Genomic DNA, 24,826 nt, shown 5'->3' with positions numbered 1-24,826 from the left:
TAGATTTTCATACCAAGGGTATACCCTTGAATAAATGTAACAGTGCATCAAATAAAACGGGGCCGGTTTGCGTTACGCTAAGCCCCGCCCCGAAGGGCCCTCCAGCGGGCTCCCGCCCGGGGCTCTACTCCCGCCACACCGGAAAGACGCCATGCCCGATTGGATCTGCAAGCCGCACCAGGAACTGACCATCAATGAGATCTACGCCATCCTGCGGCTGCGAACGGAAGTCTTTGTGATTGAACAGAATTGCATCTTCCAGGACATGGATGGCAAGGACCTGATCGGCCAGACCGCTCACTTGATGGCTTGGCAGGACGGCAAGCTCGCGGCCTATTGCCGCATCCTCGATCCGTCGCTGAAGGACGGCCAGATCGAGATCGGGCGCGTCATCACCGCGCCCTGGACGCGCGGCCAGGGCCTGGGCCATGCGCTGATCCGCCGCGCGATGCAGGAAGTGCGCCAGCGCTGGCCCGGCCGCGCCATGTACCTGGGCGCGCAGGCCCGCCTGCGCAATTACTACGGCGGACACGGATTCGTGCAGGTCACCGAGGAATACATCGAGGACGGCATCCCGCACATAGGGATGCGGCTTAACGAAAGCGCATGAAAAACGCCCCTGCAAGGGGCGTTTTTGATTGGGGCGGCAGGCGGATTACTGAACCGCCGATACGTCCAGCTTGGCCTGCGTCTTGGACTTGATCTCGTCCACCGTCACGCCAGGCGCCGTTTCCAGCAGCTTGAGGCCGTTTTCGGTGACTTCCATCACGCCCAGGTCGGTGATGATCAGATCGACCACGCCCACGCCCGTCAGCGGCAGGTTGCATTCGGCCAGCAGCTTGATGTCTTCGGTGCCGTCCTTCTTCTTGGCCACGTGTTCCATCAGGACCACGACGCGGCCCACGCCCGCCACCAGGTCCATGGCGCCGCCCATGCCCTTGACCATCTTGCCCGGGATCATCCAGTTGGCCAGATCGCCTTTTTCGGACACCTGCATGGCGCCCAGGATGGCCAGGTTGATCTTGCCGCCGCGGATCATCGCGAACGAATCCGCCGACGAGAAGATCGAGGAGCCAGGCAGCGTCGTGACCGTCTGCTTGCCGGCGTTGATGAGGTCGGCGTCGACTTCATCGTCGGTGGGGAACGGGCCGATGCCCAACAGGCCGTTTTCGGATTGCAGCCACACTTCCATGCCCTTGGGCACGTGGTTGGCCACCAGGGTCGGCAAGCCGATGCCCAGGTTCACATAAAAGCCGTCTTGCAGTTCGCGCGCGGCGCGCGCCGCCATTTCATCGCGGGACCATGCCATGTCTGTTCTCCTTAGGCCGGGCGAGTGGTGCGTTGTTCGATGCGCTTTTCGGGCGTGGCGTTCAGCACGATCCGATGCACATAGATGCCGGGCAGATGGATCTGATCGGGATCCAGGCTGCCGGTATCAACGATTTCCTCGACTTCGACCACCGTGAACTTGCCCGCCATGGCGACGTTCGGATTGAAGTTGCGGGCGGTCTTGCGGAACACCAGATTGCCGCTGCGGTCGGCGATGTGCGCCTTGACCAGCGAAACGTCGGGCACCAGCGAACGCTCCATCACGTACTGCTGGCCGTCGAACTCGCGGATTTCCTTGCCGTCGGCCACGATGGTGCCCACGCCGGTGCGGGTGAAGAAGGCCGGAATACCGGCGCCGCCGGCGCGCAGCTTCTCGGCCAGCGTGCCCTGGGGCGTGAACTCAAGCTCGAGTTCGCCAGACAGGTACTGGCGCTCGAATTCCTTGTTCTCGCCCACATAGGACGCGATCATCTTGCGGACCTGACGCGTGTTGAGCAGCTGGCCGAGGCCGAAGCCGTCGACGCCCGCATTGTTGCTGATGCAAGTGAGGTCCTTGACGCCCGAATCGCGCAATGCGGCGATCAGGGCCTCCGGAATACCGCAAAGGCCGAAACCGCCCACGGCGATCATCTGGCCGTCCTTGACGATGCCTGCCAGCGCCTCCTGGGCGCTTGCAAAAACCTTGTCCATCGCTCCAACTCCTAGTTAAGGTCGAACTGAAGAGGGCGCGGCTGCCGGCGCCGTTCCAGAAGCTCCGTGGGGGGCCCTGTGACGGCTGGCGCCGTGGGTGGCGCGCCCTTATTGCTTTTTTTGATTTTGCGCTAGATTTTACCGGCATGCCCGGCCAAAGCACGCGCTATTTTGGCCGGGCCGTCCATCGCGCCTGTTCAAGCCGCGGGCTTGAACATGGCACCCAGCTTGGACAGCACCTCTTGCGGCCACGGGGCGGACGCATTGGCCACATAGTCCATCCAGACTAGCACGTTGCGCGCACGGGCATAAGGACCGCCCGCATCACCCGTTTTCTCCAGCAGCAACTCGAATTCCGCGCTCGAGCGGCCCAGGCGCGTGAGCTTGTGCGTCACGCGCACCGTGGCGGGATAGGTCAAGGGACGCAGGAAATCGCACGACGCATGCGCCAGGATGAGGCCCTGGTCGGAGGGCAGCGCGAAGCCTGCGCCATAGAGGATCTGTATCCGGGCCTCTTCCATGAGCCGGAAATACATCGCGTTATTCAGATGATTCAGGGCGTCGGAGTCGCCCCACCGCAAAGGCAATTCAACCTGATGGGTATCTCCCACGGCCAGAGTCCGCGCAGACGTTTTGTCCGGGTTCACCAATTACTCCTGATGGCTAAAAGAAATACGAAGGCATACATGACCTCCGCCTGCAATACAATCGCCGATAATACTTCCAGCCAAATATGGAATACATACGGGGAGCTTTGCAAATGTCTGAACGCGAGTCGATGGAATATGACGTGGTCGTGGTTGGCGGTGGACCCGCCGGCCTGTCCACTGCTATCCGTCTTAAGCAGCTGGCCGCTGAAAAGAATCAGGAAATCGGCGTCTGCGTACTTGAGAAAGGCGCGGAACTGGGTGCGCACATCCTGTCCGGCGCTGTCATGGACCCGCTGGCGCTGACCGAGCTCATCCCCGACTGGAAAGAAAAAGGCGCCCCGCTGAACGTGCCGGTCACGCATGACAAGTTCATGTTCCTGTCCGAGACCGGCGCGCGCACCACGCCCAACTGGCTGCTTCCTCCCTGTTTCCACAACGAAGGCAACTACATCGTCCGCCTGGGCGACGTGGTGAAGTGGATGGGCGAACAGGCCGAGGCGCTGGGCGTGGACATTTTCCCCGGCTTTGCGGCCGTGGAGCTGCTGTACGACGAAAATGGCGCCGTCCGCGGCGTGGCCACGGGCGACATGGGCGTGGCCCGCGACGGCTCGCATACCGACCACTATCAGCCCGGCATGGAACTGCATGCCCGCTACACCGTGTTCGCCGAAGGCGCGCGCGGCCAGCTGGGCCGCCAACTGATCGAACGCTACAAGCTGGACGATGGCCGCAATCCGCAGTCCTACGGCATCGGCATCAAGGAAATGTGGGAAGTCGATCCGGCCCAGTCCAAGCCGGGCCTGGTCATCCATACCGCCGGCTGGCCGCTGGATGCCGACACCTACGGCGGCTCGTTCCTCTACCACCTGGACAACAATCTGGTGGCTGTGGGCATGATCGTGGGCCTGGATTACGCCAATCCCTGGCTGTCGCCCTTCGACGAGTTCCAGCGCTACAAGACGCACCCCGCCATCCGCGGCACCTTCGAAGGCGGCAAGCGCATCGCCTACGGCGCGCGCGCCATTACGGCGGGCGGGCTGCTGGCCCTGCCCAAGCTGACCTTCCCGGGCGGCGTGCTGGTTGGCTGCGAGGCCGGCTTCCTCAACGCCTCCCGCATCAAGGGCAGCCACGCCGCCATCAAGTCCGGCAAGCTGGCCGCCGAAGCAGCCTTCGATGCCCTGCTCGCGGATCGCCGCCAGGACGAGTTGGCCGCCTACCCCGCTGCATTCGAGGCATCCTGGCTTCATGCCGAACTGAACAAGGCGCGCAACTTCAAGCAGTGGTTCAAGAAGGGCCGCACCATCGCCACCGTGATGACCGGCGTCGAACAGTTGCTGCTCAAGGGCAAGATGCCCTGGACCCTGCGCCACAACAAGCCCGACCATGCCTGTCTGCAACCGGCATCGCAGTGCGCGCGCATCGACTACCCCAAGCCCGACGGCAAGCTCACCTTCGACAAGCTCAGCTCGGTGTTCATCTCGAACACCAACCATGAAGAAAACGAGCCCATCCACCTGACACTGAAGGATCCGTCCATCCCCGTGCAGGTCAACCTGGCGAAGTACGGCGGTCCGGAATCGCGCTACTGCCCGGCGGGCGTGTACGAATTCGTCAAGGACGACCACGGCGAGGACCGCCTGCAGATCAACGCGCAGAACTGCGTGCACTGCAAGACCTGCGACATCAAGGACCCGACCCAGAACATCGTCTGGGTGGCCCCGCAAGGCGGCGAAGGCCCCGTCTACAGCGGCATGTAATTCGACCGGACGCCAGCGCCCGGCCATCAAAGGCGCCCCGCGGGGCGCTTTTTTTTCGACAGGCAGGACCATTCCATGACCGAACGCGTACTTCTCATCGGCTGCGGCGACCTGGGTCAGCGGGTAGCCCGGCGCTTCCTGGCACGTGGCGACGAAGTCATTGCGCTACGGCGCAATCCCCCGGCAGGCGGCGCGGACGGCATTCTCTGGCTGCAAGGCGATATCTCCCGCAGCGACACCCTGCCCACCCTGCCCCAGGGCGTCACCCGCCTGATCCATCTGCCCGCGCCCGGCGCGCGCGAGGCCGGCGCCTACCGCGCGGTGTTCGTCGACGGCATGAAGCATGTACTGGACGCGCTGGATCTCTCGCACCTCAAACGCGTCGTGTTCGTCTCCTCCAGTGCGGTCTACGGAGAACACGAAGGCGGCTGGGTCGACGAGGACACGCCGCCCGCGCCGCTGGGCGTCAATGGCCGGCTGCTGCTCGAGGCGGAAACTGCGCTGGCCGCGCGCGGCCTGCCGTCCACCGCCTTGCGGTTGGCGGGCCTGTATGGCCCCGGACGCCTGCAATTGATCGACCGCCTGCGTCGTGGCGCGGCCGGCGCGCCGGCCTCCCCCGCGCACTGGGCCAACCGCATTCACATCGACGACGCCGCCGCGGCCGTCGTCCACCTCGCGCTACTCGAGGACGTAGCGCCGGTTTACATTGGGTGCGACGACACGCCTCTGCCCCTGCATGAGCTATACGCCGAACTGGCCGGCCTCATCGGCGCGCCCGCGCCTCCCGAAGCCCCGGCGCCTGCGAATGTCGGCAGCAAGAAGCTCAGCAACGCCCGACTGCGCGCCACCGGGTTCGCCCTGCAATGGCCGGACTCGCGGCGGGGTTATGCCGCGCTGATCGCGGCATCCGGCAGCGCGGACGTGCCGCAGGCATAGTTCGACGCGCATCGAATCATGGCAGGCACGACTGGCCGATACTGGCGGCCAGATCCACCACCCGCCATCGCCATGTATCCCGTCCACCCCCTGCAGGCGGTCACTCACTCTGACCCCTACCCCTACTACGCCGCGCTGGCGCGGGAGCAACCGCTATACCGCGAGGCAGCGCTGGACCTCTGGGTCGCCAGCCACCCGGACACGATAGCCGCCGTCATGCAGCACCCCGCCGCGCGCGTGCGCCCGGTCACGGAACCCGTGCCCAAGGCACTGTGCGGCGGCCCTGCGGGCGAATTGTTCGGCCGCTTCGTGCGCATGAACGACAGCCCGGCGCACTCGCAAGTGAAATCCCTGCTGGTCAGCTATATCCGCGAGCAAGGCGCGCAGGCCTGTCCGCCCGTCTGGCCAGAACCCGGAGCTTTGGATGCCGCCGCGGTCGACCACTACCTGAGCGCCGCGCCAGTGCATGCGCAAGCCGCCTTTCTGGGTTTGCCTAGGCAGCTGTATGCCGATTGCGCAACGGACATTGCGGGCTTTCTGTCCGCGCTGGCCACAAGTGATCGCATCGAGGCGGGTCATGCGGCCGCGCTGCGCCTCCATGCCCGCATGGAGGCGCACCTGCACGCGCCAGATGCTGCGCCGGCCTTGCGCAAGCTGCGCGAAGACGGCGCGCGCCAGGGCGTAGCCCCCGAGCTGCTGGCCGCCAATCTGGCCGGCCTGCTGTTCCAGTCCTGCGAGGCGGGCGCGGGGCTGCTGGGCAATGCAATCGTCCTGGCCGGGCGGCGCGGCCTGCCGGCGGACGTCACGGACGATGACGCGCTGGCGCTGATGGATGAGGTCGAACGCAAGGACCCGCCGCTACACAATACGCGCCGATTTCTCGCCGCCGATATCGACATCGGCGGCCAGCGCATCCAGGCCGGCCAGACCGTGCTGCTGGTGCTGGCCGCGGCAGCCACGGTGCAGCCTGAAGCGCACTGGACGTTCGGCGCGTTCGGCCATGCCTGCCCCGGCCGGCCTACCGCTCGCACTCACGCCGCGAGCGCCTTCACCCACCTGCTGCGCGCGGGCCTGGATACCCGCGTGCTGGCGTCTCGATTCCGCTATCGGCCGCTGCCGAACGCGCGCGTGCCGCAATTTGATTTTCCCGAGGAACAGACACCATGATCGCAGTGATATTCGAAGTCGAGCCCGCCCATGGGGACCCCAACCCTTATCTGCACATTGCCGCAGGCCTGATCGACGAGTTGAAAGCCATTGACGGCTTCATCTCGGTCGAACGCTTCCAGAGCCTGAGCACACCGGGCAAGCTGCTTTCGCTGTCGTTCTGGCGGGACGAGGAGGCGGTCAAGCGTTGGCGAACGCTGGAGTCGCACCGCCGAGCCCAGGAAGCCGGGCGCGGCGGCGTCTTCGCCAACTACCGCCTGCGCGTGGCGCAGGTGCTGCGCGACTACGGCATGAACGAGCGCGACGCAGCCCCCGCCGACAGCCGCGACCGGCACGGCTAGGGCCGCGTCTCAAGCCCCGGCCGCCGCGGCCGCCAATGCCACCCTATGGGTGGCGCCGGACGCCAGGACCGCGGTCATCGCGGGCGAGCCCTGCGCGGTCGATGGGTCGAAGTAATCGGCCTCGTCGCGCTCGGAACCCGCCGGCAGATCGCGCACTTCCACGCGAAAGCCCTCGGCCCGGTTGCCGCGCAATTCCGGCACTGCCTGCAGCAGGCGGCGCGTATAGGGATGCGTGGGCCGGTCGAACACTTCGTCGCGCGTGCCCTCTTCGACGATATGGCCGCGCAACATAACCACCACGCGGTCCGCGATCTGTTCGACAACGCCCAGGTCATGCGAAATCAGCAAGCACGCGAAACCATACGAGCGTTGCAGCGCCATCAAGGTCTCCAGCACCTGCTTCTGCACCGTAACGTCCAGCGCGGACACAGGCTCATCGGCGATGATGACCTCGGGCCGCAGCACCAGCGCCCGCGCGATGGCGACACGCTGACGCTGCCCGCCCGACAATTCGTGGACATAACGCTCTGCGTAGTCCTCGCCCAGGCCCACGTCGCGCAACGCCTCCGCCACGCGCTTGCGCCGGGCGTCGGCCGTCATGCCGGCTTCCAGCCTCAGGCCCTCGCCCACCAGGTCGCCGATGGTCATGCGAGGGTCCAGCGACGAATATGGATCCTGGAACACCATTTGCACGCGCCGGCGCGCCGCTTGCCAAGCCTGTCCCGTGCCACCCGCGGACAAGGCCCGGCCATCCAGCTCGATGCGTCCCTGCGCCTGCGGGACAAGGCCAAGAATGGACATCATGACCGTGGTCTTGCCGCTGCCGGATTCACCCACGATGGCCAGCGTTTCCCCGGGCGCCACGGCGAACGTCGCGCGATGCACCGCGCGCACGGCGCGTTTGCGGAACCAGCCCTCACGCACGGAGTAGTCGATCGCCAGTCCGTCGACCTGCAGGATGGGCGGACCTTGCACGGCGGCCCGGGCCGGGCCACGCTTGGGCAGCGCATCCAGCAGGCTGAGCGTGTAAGGGTCCGCGGGGCGTGACAGCACCCGGGCCACCGGGCCGGTCTCGACCGCCCGTCCGCGGCACATGACCAGCACGCGCTGCGTGTAAGCGGCCACCAGGGCCAGGTTATGACTGATGAAGATGAGCGCCGTGCCCTGCTCGCGGGTCAGTTCGCACATCAGGTCCAGCACTTCCTTCTGCACCACGCAATCCAGCGCCGTCGTGGGCTCGTCCGCGATCAGCAGGCGCGGCTTGAGCAGCATCACGCCGGCCAACAGAATGCGCTGTCGCATCCCGCCCGAAAACTCATGCGGATAGCGCTTCATGCAATCTTGCGCGTCGCGCACGCGCACCCGTTCCAACATGCGTACGGCCTCGTCCCAGGCCTCGCGGCGCGCCATCCCCCGGCGCAGCACCAGCGCCTCGATCAGTTGCTCACCGACGCGGAACGCCGGGTTGAGCGACACCATCGGCTCCTGGAACACCATGCCAATGCCCGTGCCGCGCATTGCCAACCAATCGCGTGGCGACTGCCGCAGCAGGTCCTGCCCGTCGAACAGCGCCTGCCCGCCGGTAATGCGGGCCGAGTCCGGCAAGAGGCCCAACAGGGTCTTTCCGATCAACGTCTTGCCACTGCCGGATTCGCCGACGATGGACAGCGATTCACCCGCGTGCAGATCGAACGACACACGATTTACGACAGGCGCGGCATCCCGCTTGCCGGGAAAGCGGATCTCCAGGTCTCGGACGGACAGCAGGGGTTGCACGGCAGCGCCCGGATTGCCCGTATGTCCCGCGCTCTGGCGTTCGTACTTGATGGGATTTTGCGAGTTCATGCCATCACCCCCCGCATGCGCGGATCCAGCAGATCGCGCACGGCATCGCCCAGCAGATTGATACCCAGCAGGCTCAACGAAATCATGGCGCCGGGGAACACGGCCAGCCAGATCGCCTGGTCCATGGCGTTGCGGCTTTCGGACAGCATGCCCCCCCAAGTGGCTAACGGCGGCGGCACGCCCAGGCCCAGGAAGCTCAGCGCGCTTTCCGCCAACAAGGCGGAACCGAAAATGGACGTCGCGAAGATCAGCAAAGGCGGCAGGCAATTGGGCAATACGTGGCGGAATACCGTCCATAAGCCGCTATGGCCGGTGGCGCGCGAAGCGATGACGAAATCGCGTTGGCGCAAGGACAACGCGGCCCCGCGCGCGATGCGCGACACTGACGGGGAATAGGCCAGCCCCAACGCCAGCACCACGCCCCATTTGGACGGCCCCAGCACCGTCATGATGCCCAGTGCGAGCAGCAGACCCGGGAAAGCCATCAGCGATTCCACCAGCACCGTGATGCCACGGTCGACCCAGCCGCCCGCATAGCCCGCGGTGACGCCTATCGTCGTGCCCAGCAGCAGCGCCAGCAACACCGAGAACACACTGACCGCCACGCTGACGCCCGCGCCCGCCATCAGCCGCGATAGCACGTCGCGGCCGAACTCATCCGTGCCCAGCCAATACTCCGCCGACGGTGGCGAAAAACGCGCCAGCAGGTCCCCTTCCAACGGATCGTGCGGCGTATACACCAGCCCGACCAGAGCCAGCAGCACGACGCCTCCGACCAGCGCGCCGCCCAGCACGGCATTGGTATGTTTCAAGCCCATGATGATCCTATTGAAGCTTCACGCGCGGGTCGAACAGCGGATACAGCAGGTCCACCACCAGGTTGACCGCCACGTACAAAAGCGCGATGAACAGCAGGCAGCCCTGCACCACGGGATAGTCCCGCGCATAGATGCTTTCCACCAGCAGCCGGCCGATGCCCGGCAGCGTGAACACCGTCTCGATAACCGCGGCACCCGACAACAGATGGCCCAACATCAGGCCGATCACCGTCAGGGTGGGGCCGAAGGAGTTCGGCAGCACGTGGCGCAACATGACGCGCTTTTCCGGCAGGCCCTTGGCGCGCGCATGCGCTACGTATTCCAGCCGCAAGGTTTCGATGGTGCTGGCGCGCATCATGCGCGTAATGGCGGCGATCTCGGTCAACACAATGGCGCACACTGGCAGAACCAGGTAGCGCGCCGCCCCCAGGCCGCCTTGCGCGATGGATTCAAAGCCGTATACCGGCAACCAGTTCAGCTTGACCCCGAACAACCAGATCAAGAGAATGCCGACCCAGAAGCTGGGCATGGACACGAACAGAATCGAAGTCGACACGATCGCGGTGTCGGCGCGGCGGTTCTGGCGCCAGGCGGCCACCATGCCAGCGGGCACCGCCACCAGGCAGGCCAGCAGCGTGGCGGTCAACACCACCTGAGCCGTCACCGCGAAATGCGTCAACACCAGGTGCATCACGGGTTCGCGCCGCGCGATGGACATGCCGAGGTCGCCCTGCATTGCATTCCCAACCCAGATCAGGAACTGCTCGCCGACGGGACGGTCGAGTCCCAACGCGTGGCGCATTTCAGCCAGCAGCGCCGGATTGTCGATGTCGCCCAGCATCAGCGAAGCCGGATCCCCCGGGATCGCGCGTATCAGCGCGAACACAAGCACCGTGACGACGATCACGGTGGGCACCGACGCCGCGATGCGCTTGAGTAGATAGCCCAGCACGGCGCCTCAGTTCTTCGTCACGTTGAAAAAACGCGGCTTGCGCAGCGGCCAGCCCGTGTAGCCTTGCAGCTTGCTGGAGACCACGACATAGCCAGGCTTGTTGTAGTACATCAGCAGTGGCGTGTCGCGCAGCATCAGAGAGTGCAATTTGTCGAACGCCTGCTTGCGTACGGCGGGATCGGACTCGGCTTCGATGCTTTCCAGGATGGCCGCCGCCTCGGGGCTTTCCCATTGGGCCATGGGCGTCTTGGACTTGTCGCCGATCACGTCCCGGAACATCAGTGCCGGTTCGGTGCGCGCCGAATAGGCGAATGCCATCAATTGGAACTTGCCTTCGCGGAAGTTGGTCACCTGAGTGCCCCACTCCAGCATGTCGAGTTCGGCCTTGATGCCGGCCTTGCCCAGCAATTGCTGCGTCACGACCGCGACCCGGTACAGGTACGGATAGCGCTTGTTGGCTTGCAACTTGAGGGGCTCGCCGCGATAGCCGGCGGCATCGAGCAGGCGCTTGACCTCCTGCAGGTTCTTTTCGTAGCCCGCGCGATCCGCGTCCGAGTAATAGACGCTGGCCGCGGGCACCAGCGACGGGTTATAGGTGGCCTGGCCGTTGTTCAGGGCGCGGGCGATACCGGGGAAATCGAGCGCCAGCGCAATGGCGCGACGCATGTTCACGTCCGACAACAAGGGCGCGCGCGTCTGCATCAGCAGGTTGACGGTATCCAGCCCCTGTTCGGTAACGATGTTCCAGCGCGGGTCCTTCACCGGAAGATTGTCTTCGTCCGCGTTGTAGGCATCGACCTGGCCCGCCATCAAGGCTGCCTTCTGCGCCGCGGCATCCGGAATCACGACGAAGCGCACGTTGGCCTGCGCGACCTTCCTGCCCGCCATGCCGCTGGGCGCTTCCTCACGCGGCTTGTAGCCGGCGTAGGGGGTCAACAGCACATATTGTTCCTTCTTCCATTCGGCCAGGACATAGGGACCGGTGCCTATGGGCTTGGACCATTTGCCCTCGGCGTCGACACTCTTGGCGCTCAGCACCGGCATCGGACACTGGACGCTGGCCATCTGATCCAGGAACAAGGCGTAGGGCTGATCCAGCCTGAACACCACCGTGGACGGATCAGGCGTCTCCACCGCCACGACCTTCGCCCCTTTGCTGCCGTCGTAGAGGTTTTTGCAGGAATACTCGGACTGGGCGCTATTGAGATAGTCGTAGGTCCATTTCACGTCGGCCGAGGTCATGGGCGCGCCGTCATGGAACGTGACGCCCTGGCGGAGCTTGAAGGTATAGGCGCGTTTGTCCTCGGACAGGGTCCAGCTGTCCGCCAGCATGGGCGCCACGCTCATGTCGGCGCGCAGCGCCACCAGGGATTCCACCACGTGCGCCAGCACGTTGTCGGTGGACGTGTTGCGGGACCGTCCGCCCGGCAGCGTGGTGGGCGTGCCGGACCCTTCCGCGTAGCGGATTTCGGGAGCGGCGGCCTGAGCCCACACCGTGGCTGGCAAGCCGGTCGTGGCGCCGGCCAGCGCGGCGGACAACAGCAGCGCGCTCTTGACGCGCGAACCATGCGAATTCATAGGGATCACTCCAGGAGCGGCAATCGCCGCATACAGGTCTGGGGCCGGTTCAGAAGAGCCGGTACTCCGCGAAGTTGCGTCCTTCATAAGGCTTGCGCGCGATCCACATCACGCCGCTGGCCGGCTCCATCAAAGTGGTGGCCACCGTAGCCGAAATGCTGTCGAAGCTGGCCGGCTTGGGCGAACGCAGCACACCGTCCGGAGCGGCGAAGTCGTCGGCCAGGATGCGCTTGATGGCGTCCCAATCGATGCTGCCCGAGGCACGCGCGAGCATGTCCTGCACACGGCGTTGGCGATAGATCGAATCCGGATTGGCCGCCAGGCCACGGTCGAACAGCTTGGCGCGCGCAGGCGGACTGATCCAATGGTTGGCGTGGACCAGCAAGCCGTCTTCGGGCGTGATCCAGAAGATCTCGTCGGGAGAGCACTCCAGATCGACCGCCTCGCCCTGCGCCTGGGCCAGCATCAGATTGTTGGAGCAAAAGCGCCGCGACGCCCACAGCACCTTCATAGCGTTGCAGATATTGGTCGCTTCGAGCATCTTGCGCCGTACCAGCACCAGCGGCACCTCGGCGGGGCGCTGGTAATCGTGCTCGCATGACAGGAAGTTGCCGGACAGGGAAACGCCCGCGCTGTTGAAGCCGTGGCGCGCCAGGCTGCCCGCCTCCGTGAACATCAACAGATCGGGACCATCTTCGCGGCGCATGCGCAACACGATGCCGGTATCCACGCATTCCTCGCGCCAATCCCAGTTGTGGGCATGCATGAGTTTGCCGCCGGCGGCGGCCTCGGGCAGCACGACCAGCCCCGTGCACCCATCGTCCAGTCCTTTGCGGGCGCGGCCCAGCTCGGCATGGCCGAACATCATTTCGGTGCGGCAGTTAATGACCACCACATCTTCGAGCGCCTGACCCGATCCGTCGGCAATGCCGCGCAACTCTTCCAGGTAGGCTGCGTCATAGTCGCCCACCACGGGCACCATGGCGGCCGCCAATGCCTTCAAGCGATCCGCGGTGACGCCGCGGCGCTCCAGCTGGCCACGATAAAGGGCCACGCTGCGCGCTACGCGCTCCGGGACGGCGGCGCCGTGCTGGCGGCCCCGTTCGTAAGGACTGCCCTGTACGTCGACCAGGGGGAAGGGGGTAGGCAAAGTCACGGCTCAAGGCTCCGGCGCGAGAATCATAAGACGGGCAAATTTTGTACTAATATATAGAAAAGTTCAATACAAGGGTTTCCCCGAATGCTTTGCAGGCGCGTGTGCGCCAGAGGCTCTCCGGTACCATTCCGACTCCGTCGCCAATCGCGCCCGCTCGCCCATGCCCAACGCCGCTCCCGCCCGCCCCACCCCGCTGCAAGTCGATCTGGCGCGCCACATTGCGGAAGACATCGTGGCCCGGCGTTATGCGCCCGGAGATCACCTGTCCGAAGAAACGCTGGCGGCGAGCTACGAGGTATCGCGCACGCCCGTGCGGGGCGCGCTGAGATTGCTGGCCGCACAAGGCCTCATTACGCACCGCCCCAACAGCGGCTATACGGTGGCGGCCCATGCCGTCGCGGCGCCCCCAGCCATCGAAGGGGCCGGCCCCACGCAGGACGAGCTGTACCGTCGCCTGATCGACGACCGCGCCGCGCGCGAACTGCCGGAAACCTTCACCGAGCGCGATCTGCAGCAACGCTATCCGGCGCCGCGCAGCGTGCTTGCCAAGACTTTGCTGCAACTGTCGGCGGACGGGCTGATCGAAAAACGCAAAGGCCATGGCTGGCAGTTCGCTCCGTCGCTGGAGAACCGCGACGCGCTCAACGAGAGCTACCGCTTCCGGATGACCATCGAATGCGCCGGCCTGCTGGAACCCACATTCCGCCTGGACCGGGAGGCGCTGGCGCGCATGCGCGCCGCGCATGAAGCGCTTGCCGCGCGTAGCGACGCCGATATCTCCGCCACCGAATTCTTCAGCCTGAATGCCTCATTCCACGAGATGCTGGCGCGCTTCTCGGGCAATCGCTACATCCTGCAGGCGGTACAGCAGCAAAATCAGTTGCGCCGGCTGGAGGAACATGCGGCGTTCTACCGCGACGCGCGCTTCGTGAACTCCAGCAGCGAACACCTGCAGATCATCGACGCCCTCGAAGCCGGCGACCAGGAATGGGCTTCCCAGCTCATGCGCCGGCACTTGAAGACGTCGCTCCAAGTGTCCTGAAAAGAAGGACTCCCCCCCTTGCTGCGCCCCCCTCAACGGGGCTGCGCTGACGGACTCCTATCCCCTCAGGCTCCCCCCGCGGCAAGGGGAGCCATGCAGCCCCGCCACCCGATCGGCTCGACCAGTATTGTATTTATTATTTGATTAATACAAAATAGAAAGCCCAAATCTTTCCAAGCCGGATCTCCCATGTCCTCCTCAGCGCCTCACCCCGCCCCCGCCCCCGCCCTCAACGCCGAAGCCTATTGGATGCCCTTCACCGCCAACCGGCGCTACAAGCGTGCGCCCGTGCTGTTCAGCGCCGCCGAGGGCATGCACTACATCCGCCCGGACGGCCGCCGCGTGCTGGATGGCATCGCGGGCCTGTGGTGCGTGAACGCCGGACACCGCCGGCCTGAAATCGTCGATGCCATCGCCCGCACCGCCCACGAGCTGGACTACGCGCCGTCTTTCCAGATGAGCCATCCGCTAGCGTTCGAGCTGGCCGAAGCCCTGCGCCAGGAGGCGCCGCCGGGATTCTCGAACGTGTTTTTCTCGAACTCTGGCTCCGAAGCGGTGGACACCGCATTGAAAATCGCGCTGGGCTACCACCGCGTGCGCGGACAGGGGCAGCGGGTGCGCCTGATCGGACGCGAGCGTTCTTACCACGGCGTGGGTTTCGGCGGCCTGTCGGTATCGGGCATCGCCGGCCACCGCAAGCCTTTCGGCAATCTCCTGCCCTACGTGGACCATCTGCCGCACACCTATGACCGCAGCCAGATGACCTACACGCGCGGCCAACCGGATTGGGGCGCCCACCTGGCCGACACGCTGGAGCGCATCGTCGCCCTGCACGACGCATCGACCATCGCCGCCGTCATCGTGGAGCCCGTGGCGGGGTCCACCGGCGTGCTGGTGCCCCCTAAGGGTTATCTGCAGAGGTTGCGGCAGATTTGCGATGCGCACGGCATCCTGCTGATCTTCGACGAAGTGATCTGCGCCTTCGGCCGGATCGACGGCGCCTTCGCGTCATCGCACTTCGGCGTCACGCCAGACATCATCACCAGCGCCAAGGGGCTGACCAACGGTGCCATTCCCATGGGCGCCACGCTGGTGCAGCAACATGTCTATGAGGCCTTCATGCAAGGACCGGACAGCGCCATCGAACTGTCCCACGGCTACACCTATTCCGGCCATCCCGTGGCCTGCGCCGCCGGCCTGGCGACTCTGGACATTTGCCGCCGCGAGGGCCTGTTCCAGCGCAGCCGCGAACTCTGGCGCTATTGGGAGGACGCCGCGCACAGCCTGAAAGGACTTCCCCATGTGGTGGACATCCGCAACATCGGCTTGCTGGCCGCCATTGAACTGGAGCCCCTCGACGGCAAGCCCGGCCAGCGGGCTTATGCCGTGCACCAGGCCTGCCTGGAACGCGGCTGCCTGATCCGCTCGGCGGGCGACACCATGCTGTTGTCGCCCCCTCTCATCATCGAGCGCGCGCAGATCGACGAATTGTTCTCAGTGCTGTCGGAGGTATTGCGCGCGGACGCGTACGCGTCCGCGTGATCTATCCCAGATGCAGCGCCACGGCCTGAATGACCCGCTGCACATCCGCGGCGGACACATCCAGGTGCGTGACCAGGCGCGTCGGCCCGCCATAGACGGCGCGCATCTGGATGCCGTCGACGGCCAGCTTGGCCGTCAGCTCCTCACAGCGCGCGGGTTCGAATTCGGCGAACACCATATTGGTGTCCTGGCTCAAGACTTTGACGCCTGGAATCGCGCGCAGGCCGTCGGCCAGCAGGCGGGCGTTCTCATGATCTTCGGCCAGGCGTTCGACGTTGTGCTCCAGCGCGTACAGGCAGGCCGCGGCCAACACGCCAGCCTGGCGCAGGCCGCCGCCCAGCATCTTGCGCCACCGCCGAGCGCGCGCAATCAGCTCCACGCTGCCCACCAGCACCGACCCAACCGGCGCCCCCAAGCCTTTCGAGAAGCAAATGGACACCGAATCAAATGGCTGGCACAGGTGCGCCACCGGCTTGCCGCTGGCCACGGCGGCATTGAACACGCGAGCGCCGTCCAGGTGGGTGGCCAATCCATGCTGGCGCGCCCAGGCAGTCGCGGCGGCCACGTAATCCGCGGGAATCAGTTTGCCGTGAAAGGTGTTTTCCAGCGCCAGCAGGCGAGTGCGGGCGAAGTGTGGATCACCTTCGGGCTTGAGCGCCGCGGCCAGCTTTTCCAGCGGCAGCGAGCCATCCGCCGCGTGCTCGATGGGCTGCGGCTGGATGCTGCCCAGCACGGCCGCGCCGCCACCCTCGTACTTGTAGGTGTGCGCGAGCTGCCCCACCAGATATTCGTCGCCGCGTTCGCAATGGGCCATCAGGGCGCCCAGATTGCTTTGCGTGCCGGACGGAAAGAACAGGCCCGCCGCCTTGCCCGCGCGCTCGGCCACCGCCTCCTGCAAGCGGATCACGGTGGGGTCGTCACCCATGACATCATCGCCGAGGGGCGCGGATACCATCGCTTGCAGCATGGCCGCAGAGGGCCGAGTGACTGTGTCGCTACGCAGATCGATCATGAAAAGTCCCAGGATGGAAAAGGAATTCTGAAAAGGGCTAGTCGGCGCGCGCCGCAGGCGCTGCGCGGCTCACCACCCAGATGCCAGCGAGAATCAGCGCCATGCCGCCCAGCTCGGCCGACGAAGGCTGTTCGGACAACAGCGCCCAGGCGAACAGCATGGCCACGACAGGCACGCCCAGGCTGGACAGGCCCGCGATGGAAGCCGGCACCAGCCGCACCACCAGCAGCCACAGCAACCAGCCCGCGGCCGTCGCGATCAACACGATATACGCCATGCCGGTCCAGAGTTGCCAGCCCCATTGCGCGGACATCTGCGGAACGAGAAAAGCGACCGGCGTCATCACCAGTCCGCCCAATAGCATCTGCCAGGCAGTGAAGGTCATCACATCGGGCGCATGGCGCTCGAACATGCGCTTGGACAGGACGGTGCCCACGCCCCAACAGAGCCCGCTGCCCAGCCCGAGCAGCACGGGACGGATGTCGCCCAGCCCGTTCCAGGGCTCCACGAAGCAAACCAGGCCGATGGCCGCCAGCGCAATGCCCAGCCCGTGGCGCGCCGTGGGCCGCTCGCCCAGCAGCCACCACGCGAACAGGATCACCCAGAAAGGCATCGTGTAGGCCATGAGCGAAACCTTGCCCACGCCGCCCGACACCAGCGCCGTCTGCACAAAGCCCTGGAACCCCGCCGTCTGCGTCAAACCGATCAGCAGGGTCAGCTTCCAGGGCGGCATCGCCAGTGGGCGCCCCATGGCCGATGCCAGCGCGAACAGCACCAATCCGCCCGACACGTAGCGCAGCGCCACGAAATCAAAGGGGCCGATGTAGGGGACGATCAGTTTCATCGCGATCCAGCTGCCCGCCCAGACCAGGATGGTGCTGAACATCAGGGCTAGCCCTGCACGATCGAAACTGCTGCGGCTCACTGGCACGGCTCCGTAGAAAAAATCTGGACGCAAAAAAAGCAAATACGCCCGTACCGGAGGTTCCGATACGGGCGTATGACATTATGCGCCTGCCTTGCCGCCCCCGGCGGCCATGGGCGGACCTTTCCCGTCCATGGCGCGGACGGCGGCGATCACAAGGACTTTGCCAACTGGTCCAGGATGGCCGGATTCTCGAGCGTGGAAACGTCCTGCGTGATTTCCTCGCCCTTGGCGACCACGCGCAACAAGCGGCGCATGATCTTGCCGGAGCGGGTCTTGGGCAGGTTGTCGCCAAAGCGGATGTCCTTGGGCTTGGCGATCGGGCCGATTTCCTTGGCGACCCAGTCGCGCAGCACCTTGGCGATGGCTTGCGCCTCGTCGCCTTCGGGGCGCGAGCGCTTGAGCACCACAAAGGCCACCACGGCCTCGCCGGTAGTGTCATCCGGACGGCCCACCACCGCGGCCTCCGCGACCAGTTCGTGCGCCACCAAAGCCGACTCGACTTCCATCGTACCCAGGCGATGGCCCGACACGTTCAGCACGTCGTCGATGCGGCCCATGATCCAGAAGTAGCCGTCGGCATCGCGCTGCGCACCGTCGCCGGCCAGGTAGTAGCCGCGCAGTTCAGACGGGAAATAGCTCTTCTTGAAGCGCTCCGGGTCGCCCCAGATGTTGCGGATCATGGCGGGCCACGGACGCTTGATGACCAGGAAGCCGCCATTGCCCTGTTCGACATCGCCGCCCGTCTCGTCGACGATGGCGGCGGCGATTCCCGGCAGCGGCAAGGTGCAGGAGCCCGGCTTTGTCGGCGTGGCGCCCGGCAGCGGCGTGATCATGTGGCCGCCGGTCTCGGTCTGCCACCAGGTATCCACGATGGGGCAACGTTCGCGGCCCACATTTTTGTGATACCACATCCAGGCTTCGGGGTTGATGGGCTCGCCCACCGTGCCGATGATGCGCAGGCTGTCCAGATCGTAGTTCTGCGGGTGCGCTTCGGGCGCGGCTTCGGCGGCCTTGATCAGCGAACGGATCGCGGTGGGCGCGGTGTAGAAGGTAGTGACCTTGTGGCGCGCAATCATGTCCCAGAAGCGCCCGGCGTTCGGATAGGTGGGCACGCCTTCGAAGACGATCTGCGTCAGGCCGGCGGCCAGCGGGCCGTAGGTGATGTAGGTATGGCCAGTGACCCAGCCCACGTCGGCCGTGCACCAGTACACGTCATCCTTGCGGGCGTCGAAGGTCCATTTCACCGTCAACAGCGCCCACAACAGATAACCTGCCGAGGAATGCTGCACACCCTTGGGCTTGCCGGTGGACCCGGAGGTATAGAGGATGAAGAGCGGATGCTCGGCGTTGACCGGCACGGGCTCGCAGGTGTCGGGCTGGCCGGCTTCAACGTCATGCATCCAGAGGTCGCGGCTTTCATTCCACTGCACCTTGCCGCCCGTGCGGCGGTAGACGACGACCTTGGTCACGGCCTCGCAACCGCCCATCGTGAAGGCCTCCTCCACGGCGGGTTTGAGCGGAATGGTCTTGCCTCCGCGCACCTGCTCGTCGGCCGTGATGACCAGCGAAGCGCCCACGTCCACGATGCGCTCCTGCAGGCTCTTGGCCGAGAAGCCCCCAAACACCACCGAATGCGTCACCCCCAGGCGCGCGCAGGCCTGCATGGCCACGACGGCTTCGATGGACATCGGCATGTAGATGATGGCGCGATCGCCCTTCTTGTAGCCCAGCGCCGCCAGGCCATTGGCAAAGCGGCACACGCGCGCCAGCAGTTCGCGGTAGCTGACCTTGTTGACTTTGCCGTCGTCGCTTTCGAAGATGATGGCGGTCTTGTCGGCGTTGCCGTTGGTCAGGTGCACGTCCAGGCAATTGGCCGACACGTTCAGTTCGCCGTCGCCGAACCAGCGATAGAACGGCGCATCCGATTCGTCCAGGACCTGCGTGAACGGCTTGGTCCATTGCAGGTTGTCGCGCGCCTGCCCGGCCCAGAATCCGTCGAAATCGTTCTCGACCTGCGCGCACAGCGCGTTATAGGCATCCATGCTGGGGATCGCGGCGCCTTGTGCTGCGCGCTCGGGCGGCGGGAACACCCGGGTTTCCACCAGTACGGACTCAATAGCGTTCGACATGATCTTGTCTCCAATCGGTAATTCTGTTGTTTGTGCCGCTTGTTCCATTACCCAACCGCAACCGTATCGCCACGCTCTTACGGGCACCTTACGCAAAATGCGGGCCAGAGCCCGCGGCGCAAGGACGGTGCCGGGCAATCAACGCGCGCCGCCGCTACGCAAGGGCGACGTCACCGGACAGTCCATAAGGATAGCAGCCAGCGCGGTCTGCGCGAACCGCGCGCCTCAAGCGGCGCGCCGCGCCAGCCCGCGTTTCATGTCGACGCGCGACAAAAGAATGAGGCCGCCCACGAAGAACAGGCCGGTCACCAGAATGGCCAACCGGTGGTTGCCGTGTGTGGCCCACGTAACCAGGCCATAGGTAAGCGGACCGATCACGGCGGCCAGTTGCACCGCGAAGGTCCATAGCGAGAAGAATTCGGCCAGCCGGCCGGCTGGAGCCAGCGCGCCGGTCATGGCGCGTCCCGCGCTCTGCGTGGTGCCCATGCACAGGCCGGCTAGCGTGGCCGCGACCCAGAACACGGGCGCCGTCACCGCGGCGTAGGCCACCAGCACCATGACAATCCAGCCGCACAGCGTCACGGCCAGCGCCGGCTTGTGGCCGATGCGATCCTGCACATAGCCGAACGAGAACGCGCCGGCCGCCGCGCCGATGTTCACCGTGAACACCAGCAGCATGATCTGCGGCGTGGTGAAACCCATCACCTCCGAGGCATAGACCGCGGCCAGCGTGATCACCACGGAGATTCCCGCCTGGTAGCAGGCGATGCACATCAGCAACCGGCGGAACTCCGGAAAGTGCTGCCCGGTTTCGCGCCAGGCATATGCCAGCCGCTTGAGCATGTGCAGCGCTTCCTGCTTGCCGGTCTGCGGTTTGGCGCGTTCGCGCAGCAAGAAAAACGACGGCAGCGCCGCCAGCGCAAACACCGCGCAGGTAACGACAATGACCCACGGAACGAAATGCTCGGCGGTTTCACCGCGCGCTTCGGCCATGGTCACGACGGCCAGGGACAGCCCCAGGGTGAGCATGCCGCCGCAGTAGCCAAAGCTCCAGCCCCAGCCCGACACGCGCCCGAGCGCCGCGGGCCGCGCAAGTTCGGGCAGGAAGGCCGCGACCACGGACTCCCCGACGCAATAGCAATAGTTGGAGACGACGATAGCCGCCAACGCCAGCCAGACATCCCCCGGCCCGGCCTGCGTCAGCACCAGCGTGGCTGCCACGCAGCCCGCCGTGCTGGTATAAAGCAGCCGCCGCTTGCTGGCGCGCGCATCCGCGCGGGCGCCCAGCGTGGGCATGGTCAGCATGATAAGCAGATAGGACAGCGACAGCGCCGCCGTCCAAGCCAGCGTGGCCCACGGAGCACGTCCGCCCACCACGCCGACGAAATAGGTGCTGAACACCGCCGTGAGAATCACGGTGGTATAGCCCGAGTTGGCGAAGTCGTACATGGCCCAGGCCCAGACTTCGCGCTTGGCCACGCCGGGATTCAGGGGGCCGTCGCCCCCAGCTCCGGCGCGCAGCGCGGAAGCGCCGGCAGGCGCTTCCGACGGCTCGCCGTGGCTCATAGGCCGAGCGCGGCGATGCCAGCTTGAGCGATCAGCACATCTTCGCTCGACTTGACGCCCGACACGCCGACCGCGCCCACCACGTGGCCATCGGCCACGACCGGCACGCCGCCTTCCAGCAGGCCATCGATCAAGGGGGCCGACAGGAACGAGTAGCGGCCGTTGTTGATCATTTCCTCGTAGACGCGCGACTCGCGGCGGCCAAGCGCCGCGGTCTTGGCCTTGGCCGGAGCGATATGCGCCGAAATAGGAGCCGCGCCGTCCAGGCGCAGCATGCCCAGCAGGTGGCCGCCATCATCGACCACGGAGATCGTGACGGCCCACTTGTTCTGCAGGGCGTGTGCTTCGGCCGCGGCCAAAATCTTCTTGACGTCCTCGGCGCTCAGCACGGGCTTGGTATTCATTGCAGCGACTCCTTTATTTGTTCCAGGGCGGTTGGGTCTTCTATGGTGGTCAGATCCCCGGGGTCGCGTCCTTCACATACCGCGACGATCGCGCGGCGCAGCACCTTGCCCGAACGGGTCTTGGGCAGCGCGCCCACGAACCGGATCCTGGCAGGCCTTGCCACGGCGCCCAACTGATCTTCCACCAGCCGCATGATATCGCCTTCCAGCCGCTTTGCCCCCTCTTCGGTCTCCGCCCCGGCGGGATTCTTGAGCACGGCGAAGGCCATCGCGACCTGCCCCTTGAGCGAGTCCGCCACGCCCACCACCGCGCATTCGGCAATCGCGCTGTGGCTGTTCACGGATTCCTCGATCTCGCGCGTGCCCAGGCGGTGGCCGGCCACGTTGATCACATCGTCCGTGCGGCCCAGGATGAACCAATATCCATCGGCGTCCACCAGCCCCCAATCGAAGGTCGAGTACACCTGGCGACCGGGTATGGACGTGAAATACGTCTGGACGAAGCGCTCGTCGTCGCCCCAGATGGTGGACATGGCGCCCGGGGGCAACGGCGGCACGATGGCCACCACGCCCTTCTGGTCGGGACCCAGGTCCTCGCCGGTCGATTCGCTGACGATGCGGGCGTCAAAACCATAGACGGGGAACGACGGGCTGCCGTAGCGGGTCGGCACCTTCTCCACGCCCGGCTGGGCCGACAGAATCGGCCAGCCCGATTCCGTCTGCCAATAATTGTCGATGATGGGCTTGCCCAGGCCGTTGGAAATCCATTGCGCGGTCGGCTCGTCCAGCGGCTCGCCTGCCAGGTAGACGGCGCGCAGCGAGGACAAGTCGTGGCGCTTGAGCAGTGCGGGATCCTGTCGCTTGAGCACGCGGACCGCGGTCGGCGCCGAAAACAGGGTGTTGACCCCGTACTGTTCCACCAGTTTCCACAGGATGGCGCCGTCCGGACGCACTGGCGTGCCTTCATACAGCACCGTCGCCTGACCGCCGATCAAGGGACCGTAGATGATGTAGGAATGCCCCACCACCCAGCCGATGTCGCTGGTGCAGAAAAAGGTATCCCCGGCGCGCCCGTCGAACAGGTACTCCATGGACGAAGCCAGCGCCACGGCATAGCCGCCGGTATCGCGCTGCACGCCCTTGGGCTTGCCCGTGGTGCCGGAGGTATAGAGGATATAGCTGGGCTCCGAGGACTCCAGCCATTCCACCGGCACTCGCGCCCCCATATGGCGCTGGCGCAAGGCTGCGTAGTCCAGGTCGCGCCCCGCCACGGGTTCAAACGGCGCCAGGCCGCGATCGAACACCACTACCGAGGCCGGCGGCGACTTGGCCAGCGCCAACGCGCGGTCGAGCAATGGCTTATACGGCACGACCTTGCCGCCGCGCGAACCGCCATCGGTGCAGACCACCACCTTGGGCGCCGCATCGTCAATGCGCTGCGCCAGGTTGACCGACGCAAAGCCGCCAAACACCACCGAGTGCACGGCGCCGATCCGCGCGCACGCCAGCATGGTGAATACGGCTTCCGGCACCATCGGCATGTAAAGCAGCACCCGGTCGCCGCGCCCCACCCCAAGCTCCTTGAGCATGGCGGCGGCAGCGTTGACCTCGTCGTACATTTCCTGCCGGGTGTAGACGCGCTCGCGTTCCACCTCGGTGGACACCCAGATCAAGGCCGGCGAATCGGCCTGGGTCGGCAGCCAGCGATCTATGGCGTTGTAGCAAAGATTGGTGCGCCCGCCTGTGAACCACTTGGCGAACGGCGGCCGGGAGTAGTCCAGCACGGACTCGAAAGGCGTCTCCCAGTGGATGCGGCCGGCCTCTTCCCGCCAGAACGCATCGCGGTCATGTATCGAGCGGTAATGGAAATCCCGGGTTTTTTGCATTTATGTCTCCTGTTATCGTTCGTACGCCTTAAGGCTGATTGATTTCTTCTCGAATCTTTTGGTCATTCTGGTAGGCAAACCTTGCACGAGGCTTGCCGCAAGTCAAAAAGTTCTGCCGAATGTCCACGCTGCATGGACATTAACGCCGGTTTCGTCACGAACTGGTCTTAAAAGTTTGGTAGAATCCCCGCGAAGTTGTAGAAAAATGTTGATTTTGCTGACATCTCGGCCAAATTCACGGCGAATTCCGTGTTTTTTGTCGTTATCTGCAAATCACCCCCAGGCGAATGCATCGACACTCCAACCACGCGAGACTGAATTCATCCTCCGGCCAAGCAAATCGCGGTCTGCGCTTGCTGGCGTTGGTTGCTTGCGTGGCGGGTCTGGCAGGTTGTGCTGGTACAAATCAAAAGTCAACCGCCCATACGTCCGAGATAGATCCCTACGAAACGGAATGGGTAGCCACTACCGATGACCCCATCGGCGTGCTGGTAAGCCAGAAATTCAAGCGCGACCGCCAGAAGACCCACTCGGGCGTCAGCAGCGACAACGCCTTGGTCAGCGAAGCCTTGAATCACCTGGGCATCCGCTACCGTTTCGGCGGCACTTCCCCCGACACCGGATTCGATTGCAGCGGCTTGGTCACCTACACGGCCGAACGCTCGCTGGGCCTGAAGCTGCCCCGCAACGCCGCCGAGATGGCCCAACTGGGCACCTCCGTCAACAAGAACGAACTGAAAGCCGGGGACCTGGTTTTCTTCAATACGCTGGGCCGCCGCTACTCCCACGTGGGCATCTATCTTGGCGACGACCGCTTCGTGCACTCGCCCAGCGCCGGTGGCGTGGTCCGTGTGGAAAACATGACCATGGCCTACTGGTCCAAGCGTTACAACGGCGCCCGCCGCCTGGACAACAGCCTGATGGCGTCCGCCCGCGCGTCCAACTGACTGATACGCTCCCAGGATAGCCGCCAGGCAGTCCTCCCAACAAGCAAAACGCCGCCGGACTTTCCAGTCCGGCGGCGTTTTTCATATCTCTTCGCGGCCTTGGGGCCGCAGGCCGTTTCGGCCTCCCCAGTTTCTTGTTTGGCGGCGGCAG

The 24,826-nt window shown here is 65.2% G+C and carries 22 protein-coding genes; 8 read left to right on the top strand and 14 right to left on the bottom strand.

The genetic code is table 11. From position 1 onward, the window contains the following. The first annotated feature begins 151 nt into the window (after nucleotides 1-151). Nucleotides 152-610, top strand: a complete 459-nt coding sequence (locus VCS63_RS10155) for a GNAT family N-acetyltransferase (protein ID WP_042792428.1) — start codon at nucleotides 152-154, stop codon at nucleotides 608-610. 45 nt (nucleotides 611-655) lie between these two features. Here VCS63_RS10155 and VCS63_RS10150 read toward each other — a convergent pair whose 3' ends face one another. The 3 genes from VCS63_RS10150 to VCS63_RS10140 form a co-directional block, all read right to left on the bottom strand. Next, nucleotides 656-1,309 carry a CoA transferase subunit B gene (locus VCS63_RS10150; RefSeq protein ID WP_063962435.1) on the bottom strand — a complete coding sequence of 218 codons (654 nt, stop codon included), beginning with the start codon at nucleotides 1,307-1,309 and terminating at the stop codon, nucleotides 656-658. A gap of 11 nt (nucleotides 1,310-1,320) precedes the next feature. After that, a complete protein-coding gene (locus VCS63_RS10145; protein ID WP_025137174.1) occupies nucleotides 1,321-2,019 on the bottom strand; it encodes a CoA transferase subunit A in 699 nt (232 codons plus the stop codon). A 197-nt stretch (nucleotides 2,020-2,216) separates the two neighbouring features. Continuing rightward, a complete protein-coding gene (locus tag VCS63_RS10140) occupies nucleotides 2,217-2,666 on the bottom strand; it encodes an acyl-CoA thioesterase (RefSeq protein WP_042792425.1) in 450 nt (149 codons plus the stop codon). 113 nt (nucleotides 2,667-2,779) lie between these two features. Between VCS63_RS10140 and VCS63_RS10135 the strand changes: the two genes are divergently transcribed. From VCS63_RS10135 to VCS63_RS10120, 4 genes are all read left to right on the top strand, one after another. After that, nucleotides 2,780-4,426 (top strand): electron transfer flavoprotein-ubiquinone oxidoreductase, encoded by a 1,647-nt coding sequence (locus VCS63_RS10135; protein ID WP_042792423.1) that lies wholly within the window; start codon nucleotides 2,780-2,782, stop codon nucleotides 4,424-4,426. 75 nt (nucleotides 4,427-4,501) lie between these two features. After that, nucleotides 4,502-5,362 (top strand): NAD-dependent epimerase/dehydratase family protein, encoded by an 861-nt coding sequence (locus VCS63_RS10130; RefSeq protein WP_323879580.1) that lies wholly within the window; start codon nucleotides 4,502-4,504, stop codon nucleotides 5,360-5,362. An 18-nt stretch (nucleotides 5,363-5,380) separates the two neighbouring features. Further along, nucleotides 5,381-6,529, top strand: coding sequence for a cytochrome (locus VCS63_RS10125; protein WP_416379184.1), 1,149 nt, complete (start codon nucleotides 5,381-5,383; stop codon nucleotides 6,527-6,529). Continuing rightward, entirely contained in the window at nucleotides 6,526-6,870 is a 345-nt protein-coding gene (locus VCS63_RS10120) for an antibiotic biosynthesis monooxygenase family protein (protein WP_042792421.1), read from the top strand. Before VCS63_RS10125 ends, VCS63_RS10120 begins: the two co-directional genes overlap by 4 nt. 9 nt (nucleotides 6,871-6,879) lie before the next feature. Here VCS63_RS10120 and VCS63_RS10115 read toward each other — a convergent pair whose 3' ends face one another. Genes VCS63_RS10115 through VCS63_RS10095 form a run of 5 tightly spaced genes read right to left on the bottom strand, consistent with a single transcriptional unit; the run spans nucleotide 6,880 to nucleotide 13,219 of the window. Beyond that, nucleotides 6,880-8,715: an ABC transporter ATP-binding protein gene (locus VCS63_RS10115; protein ID WP_323879577.1), complete on the bottom strand. Its 1,836-nt coding sequence runs from the start codon at nucleotides 8,713-8,715 to the stop codon at nucleotides 6,880-6,882. Then, nucleotides 8,712-9,533: an ABC transporter permease gene (locus VCS63_RS10110; RefSeq protein ID WP_042792420.1), complete on the bottom strand. Its 822-nt coding sequence runs from the start codon at nucleotides 9,531-9,533 to the stop codon at nucleotides 8,712-8,714. Before VCS63_RS10110 ends, VCS63_RS10115 begins: the two co-directional genes overlap by 4 nt. A gap of 7 nt (nucleotides 9,534-9,540) precedes the next feature. Continuing rightward, nucleotides 9,541-10,485: an ABC transporter permease gene (locus VCS63_RS10105; protein WP_063962438.1), complete on the bottom strand. Its 945-nt coding sequence runs from the start codon at nucleotides 10,483-10,485 to the stop codon at nucleotides 9,541-9,543. A gap of 6 nt (nucleotides 10,486-10,491) precedes the next feature. Then, a complete protein-coding gene (locus tag VCS63_RS10100) occupies nucleotides 10,492-12,063 on the bottom strand; it encodes an ABC transporter substrate-binding protein (RefSeq protein ID WP_063962439.1) in 1,572 nt (523 codons plus the stop codon). Nucleotides 12,064-12,112: 49 nt separating this feature from the next. Beyond that, nucleotides 12,113-13,219 (bottom strand): C45 family autoproteolytic acyltransferase/hydolase, encoded by a 1,107-nt coding sequence (locus VCS63_RS10095; RefSeq protein WP_175199255.1) that lies wholly within the window; start codon nucleotides 13,217-13,219, stop codon nucleotides 12,113-12,115. Nucleotides 13,220-13,379: 160 nt separating this feature from the next. Here VCS63_RS10095 and VCS63_RS10090 point away from each other — a divergent pair, with 160 nt between their 5' ends. Further along, on the top strand, nucleotides 13,380-14,261 hold the full coding sequence (locus VCS63_RS10090) for a GntR family transcriptional regulator (RefSeq protein WP_278489740.1): 882 nt from the start codon (nucleotides 13,380-13,382) through the stop codon (nucleotides 14,259-14,261). A gap of 189 nt (nucleotides 14,262-14,450) precedes the next feature. Next, the gene (locus tag VCS63_RS10085) at nucleotides 14,451-15,803 is read left to right on the top strand and encodes an aspartate aminotransferase family protein (RefSeq protein ID WP_323879573.1); all 1,353 of its coding nucleotides are present in this window, start codon (nucleotides 14,451-14,453) and stop codon (nucleotides 15,801-15,803) included. A 1-nt stretch (nucleotide 15,804) separates the two neighbouring features. On the opposite strand, the gene ltaE is transcribed toward VCS63_RS10085, so the two are convergent. The 6 genes from ltaE to VCS63_RS10055 form a co-directional block, all read right to left on the bottom strand. Next, nucleotides 15,805-16,815, bottom strand: coding sequence for a low-specificity L-threonine aldolase (gene ltaE, locus VCS63_RS10080; protein WP_112966475.1), 1,011 nt, complete (start codon nucleotides 16,813-16,815; stop codon nucleotides 15,805-15,807). Between the two features lie 37 nt (nucleotides 16,816-16,852). Then, nucleotides 16,853-17,740, bottom strand: a complete 888-nt coding sequence (locus VCS63_RS10075; RefSeq protein WP_088607575.1) for a DMT family transporter — start codon at nucleotides 17,738-17,740, stop codon at nucleotides 16,853-16,855. Nucleotides 17,741-17,892: 152 nt separating this feature from the next. Then, the gene (acs, locus tag VCS63_RS10070; protein WP_063641970.1) at nucleotides 17,893-19,872 is read right to left on the bottom strand and encodes an acetate--CoA ligase; all 1,980 of its coding nucleotides are present in this window, start codon (nucleotides 19,870-19,872) and stop codon (nucleotides 17,893-17,895) included. Between the two features lie 225 nt (nucleotides 19,873-20,097). Then, on the bottom strand, nucleotides 20,098-21,438 hold the full coding sequence (locus VCS63_RS10065) for an MFS transporter (RefSeq protein ID WP_323879570.1): 1,341 nt from the start codon (nucleotides 21,436-21,438) through the stop codon (nucleotides 20,098-20,100). Then, nucleotides 21,435-21,842 (bottom strand): GlcG/HbpS family heme-binding protein, encoded by a 408-nt coding sequence (locus VCS63_RS10060; protein ID WP_042792413.1) that lies wholly within the window; start codon nucleotides 21,840-21,842, stop codon nucleotides 21,435-21,437. Before VCS63_RS10060 ends, VCS63_RS10065 begins: the two co-directional genes overlap by 4 nt. Beyond that, nucleotides 21,839-23,728, bottom strand: coding sequence for a propionate--CoA ligase (locus VCS63_RS10055; RefSeq protein WP_175199259.1), 1,890 nt, complete (start codon nucleotides 23,726-23,728; stop codon nucleotides 21,839-21,841). The genes VCS63_RS10060 and VCS63_RS10055 overlap by 4 nt, the downstream gene beginning before the upstream one ends. Before the next feature lie 287 nt (nucleotides 23,729-24,015). On the opposite strand from VCS63_RS10055, the gene VCS63_RS10050 reads away from it, so the two are divergent. Beyond that, the gene (locus tag VCS63_RS10050; protein ID WP_042792411.1) at nucleotides 24,016-24,675 is read left to right on the top strand and encodes a C40 family peptidase; all 660 of its coding nucleotides are present in this window, start codon (nucleotides 24,016-24,018) and stop codon (nucleotides 24,673-24,675) included. The last annotated feature ends 151 nt before the right edge of the window (nucleotides 24,676-24,826 follow it).

Source organism: Achromobacter sp. D10 (genome assembly GCF_035282245.1).
GTDB lineage: Bacteria > Pseudomonadota > Gammaproteobacteria > Burkholderiales > Burkholderiaceae_B > Achromobacter > Achromobacter insolitus.
This window is presented reverse-complemented; position numbering and strand designations above follow the sequence as displayed.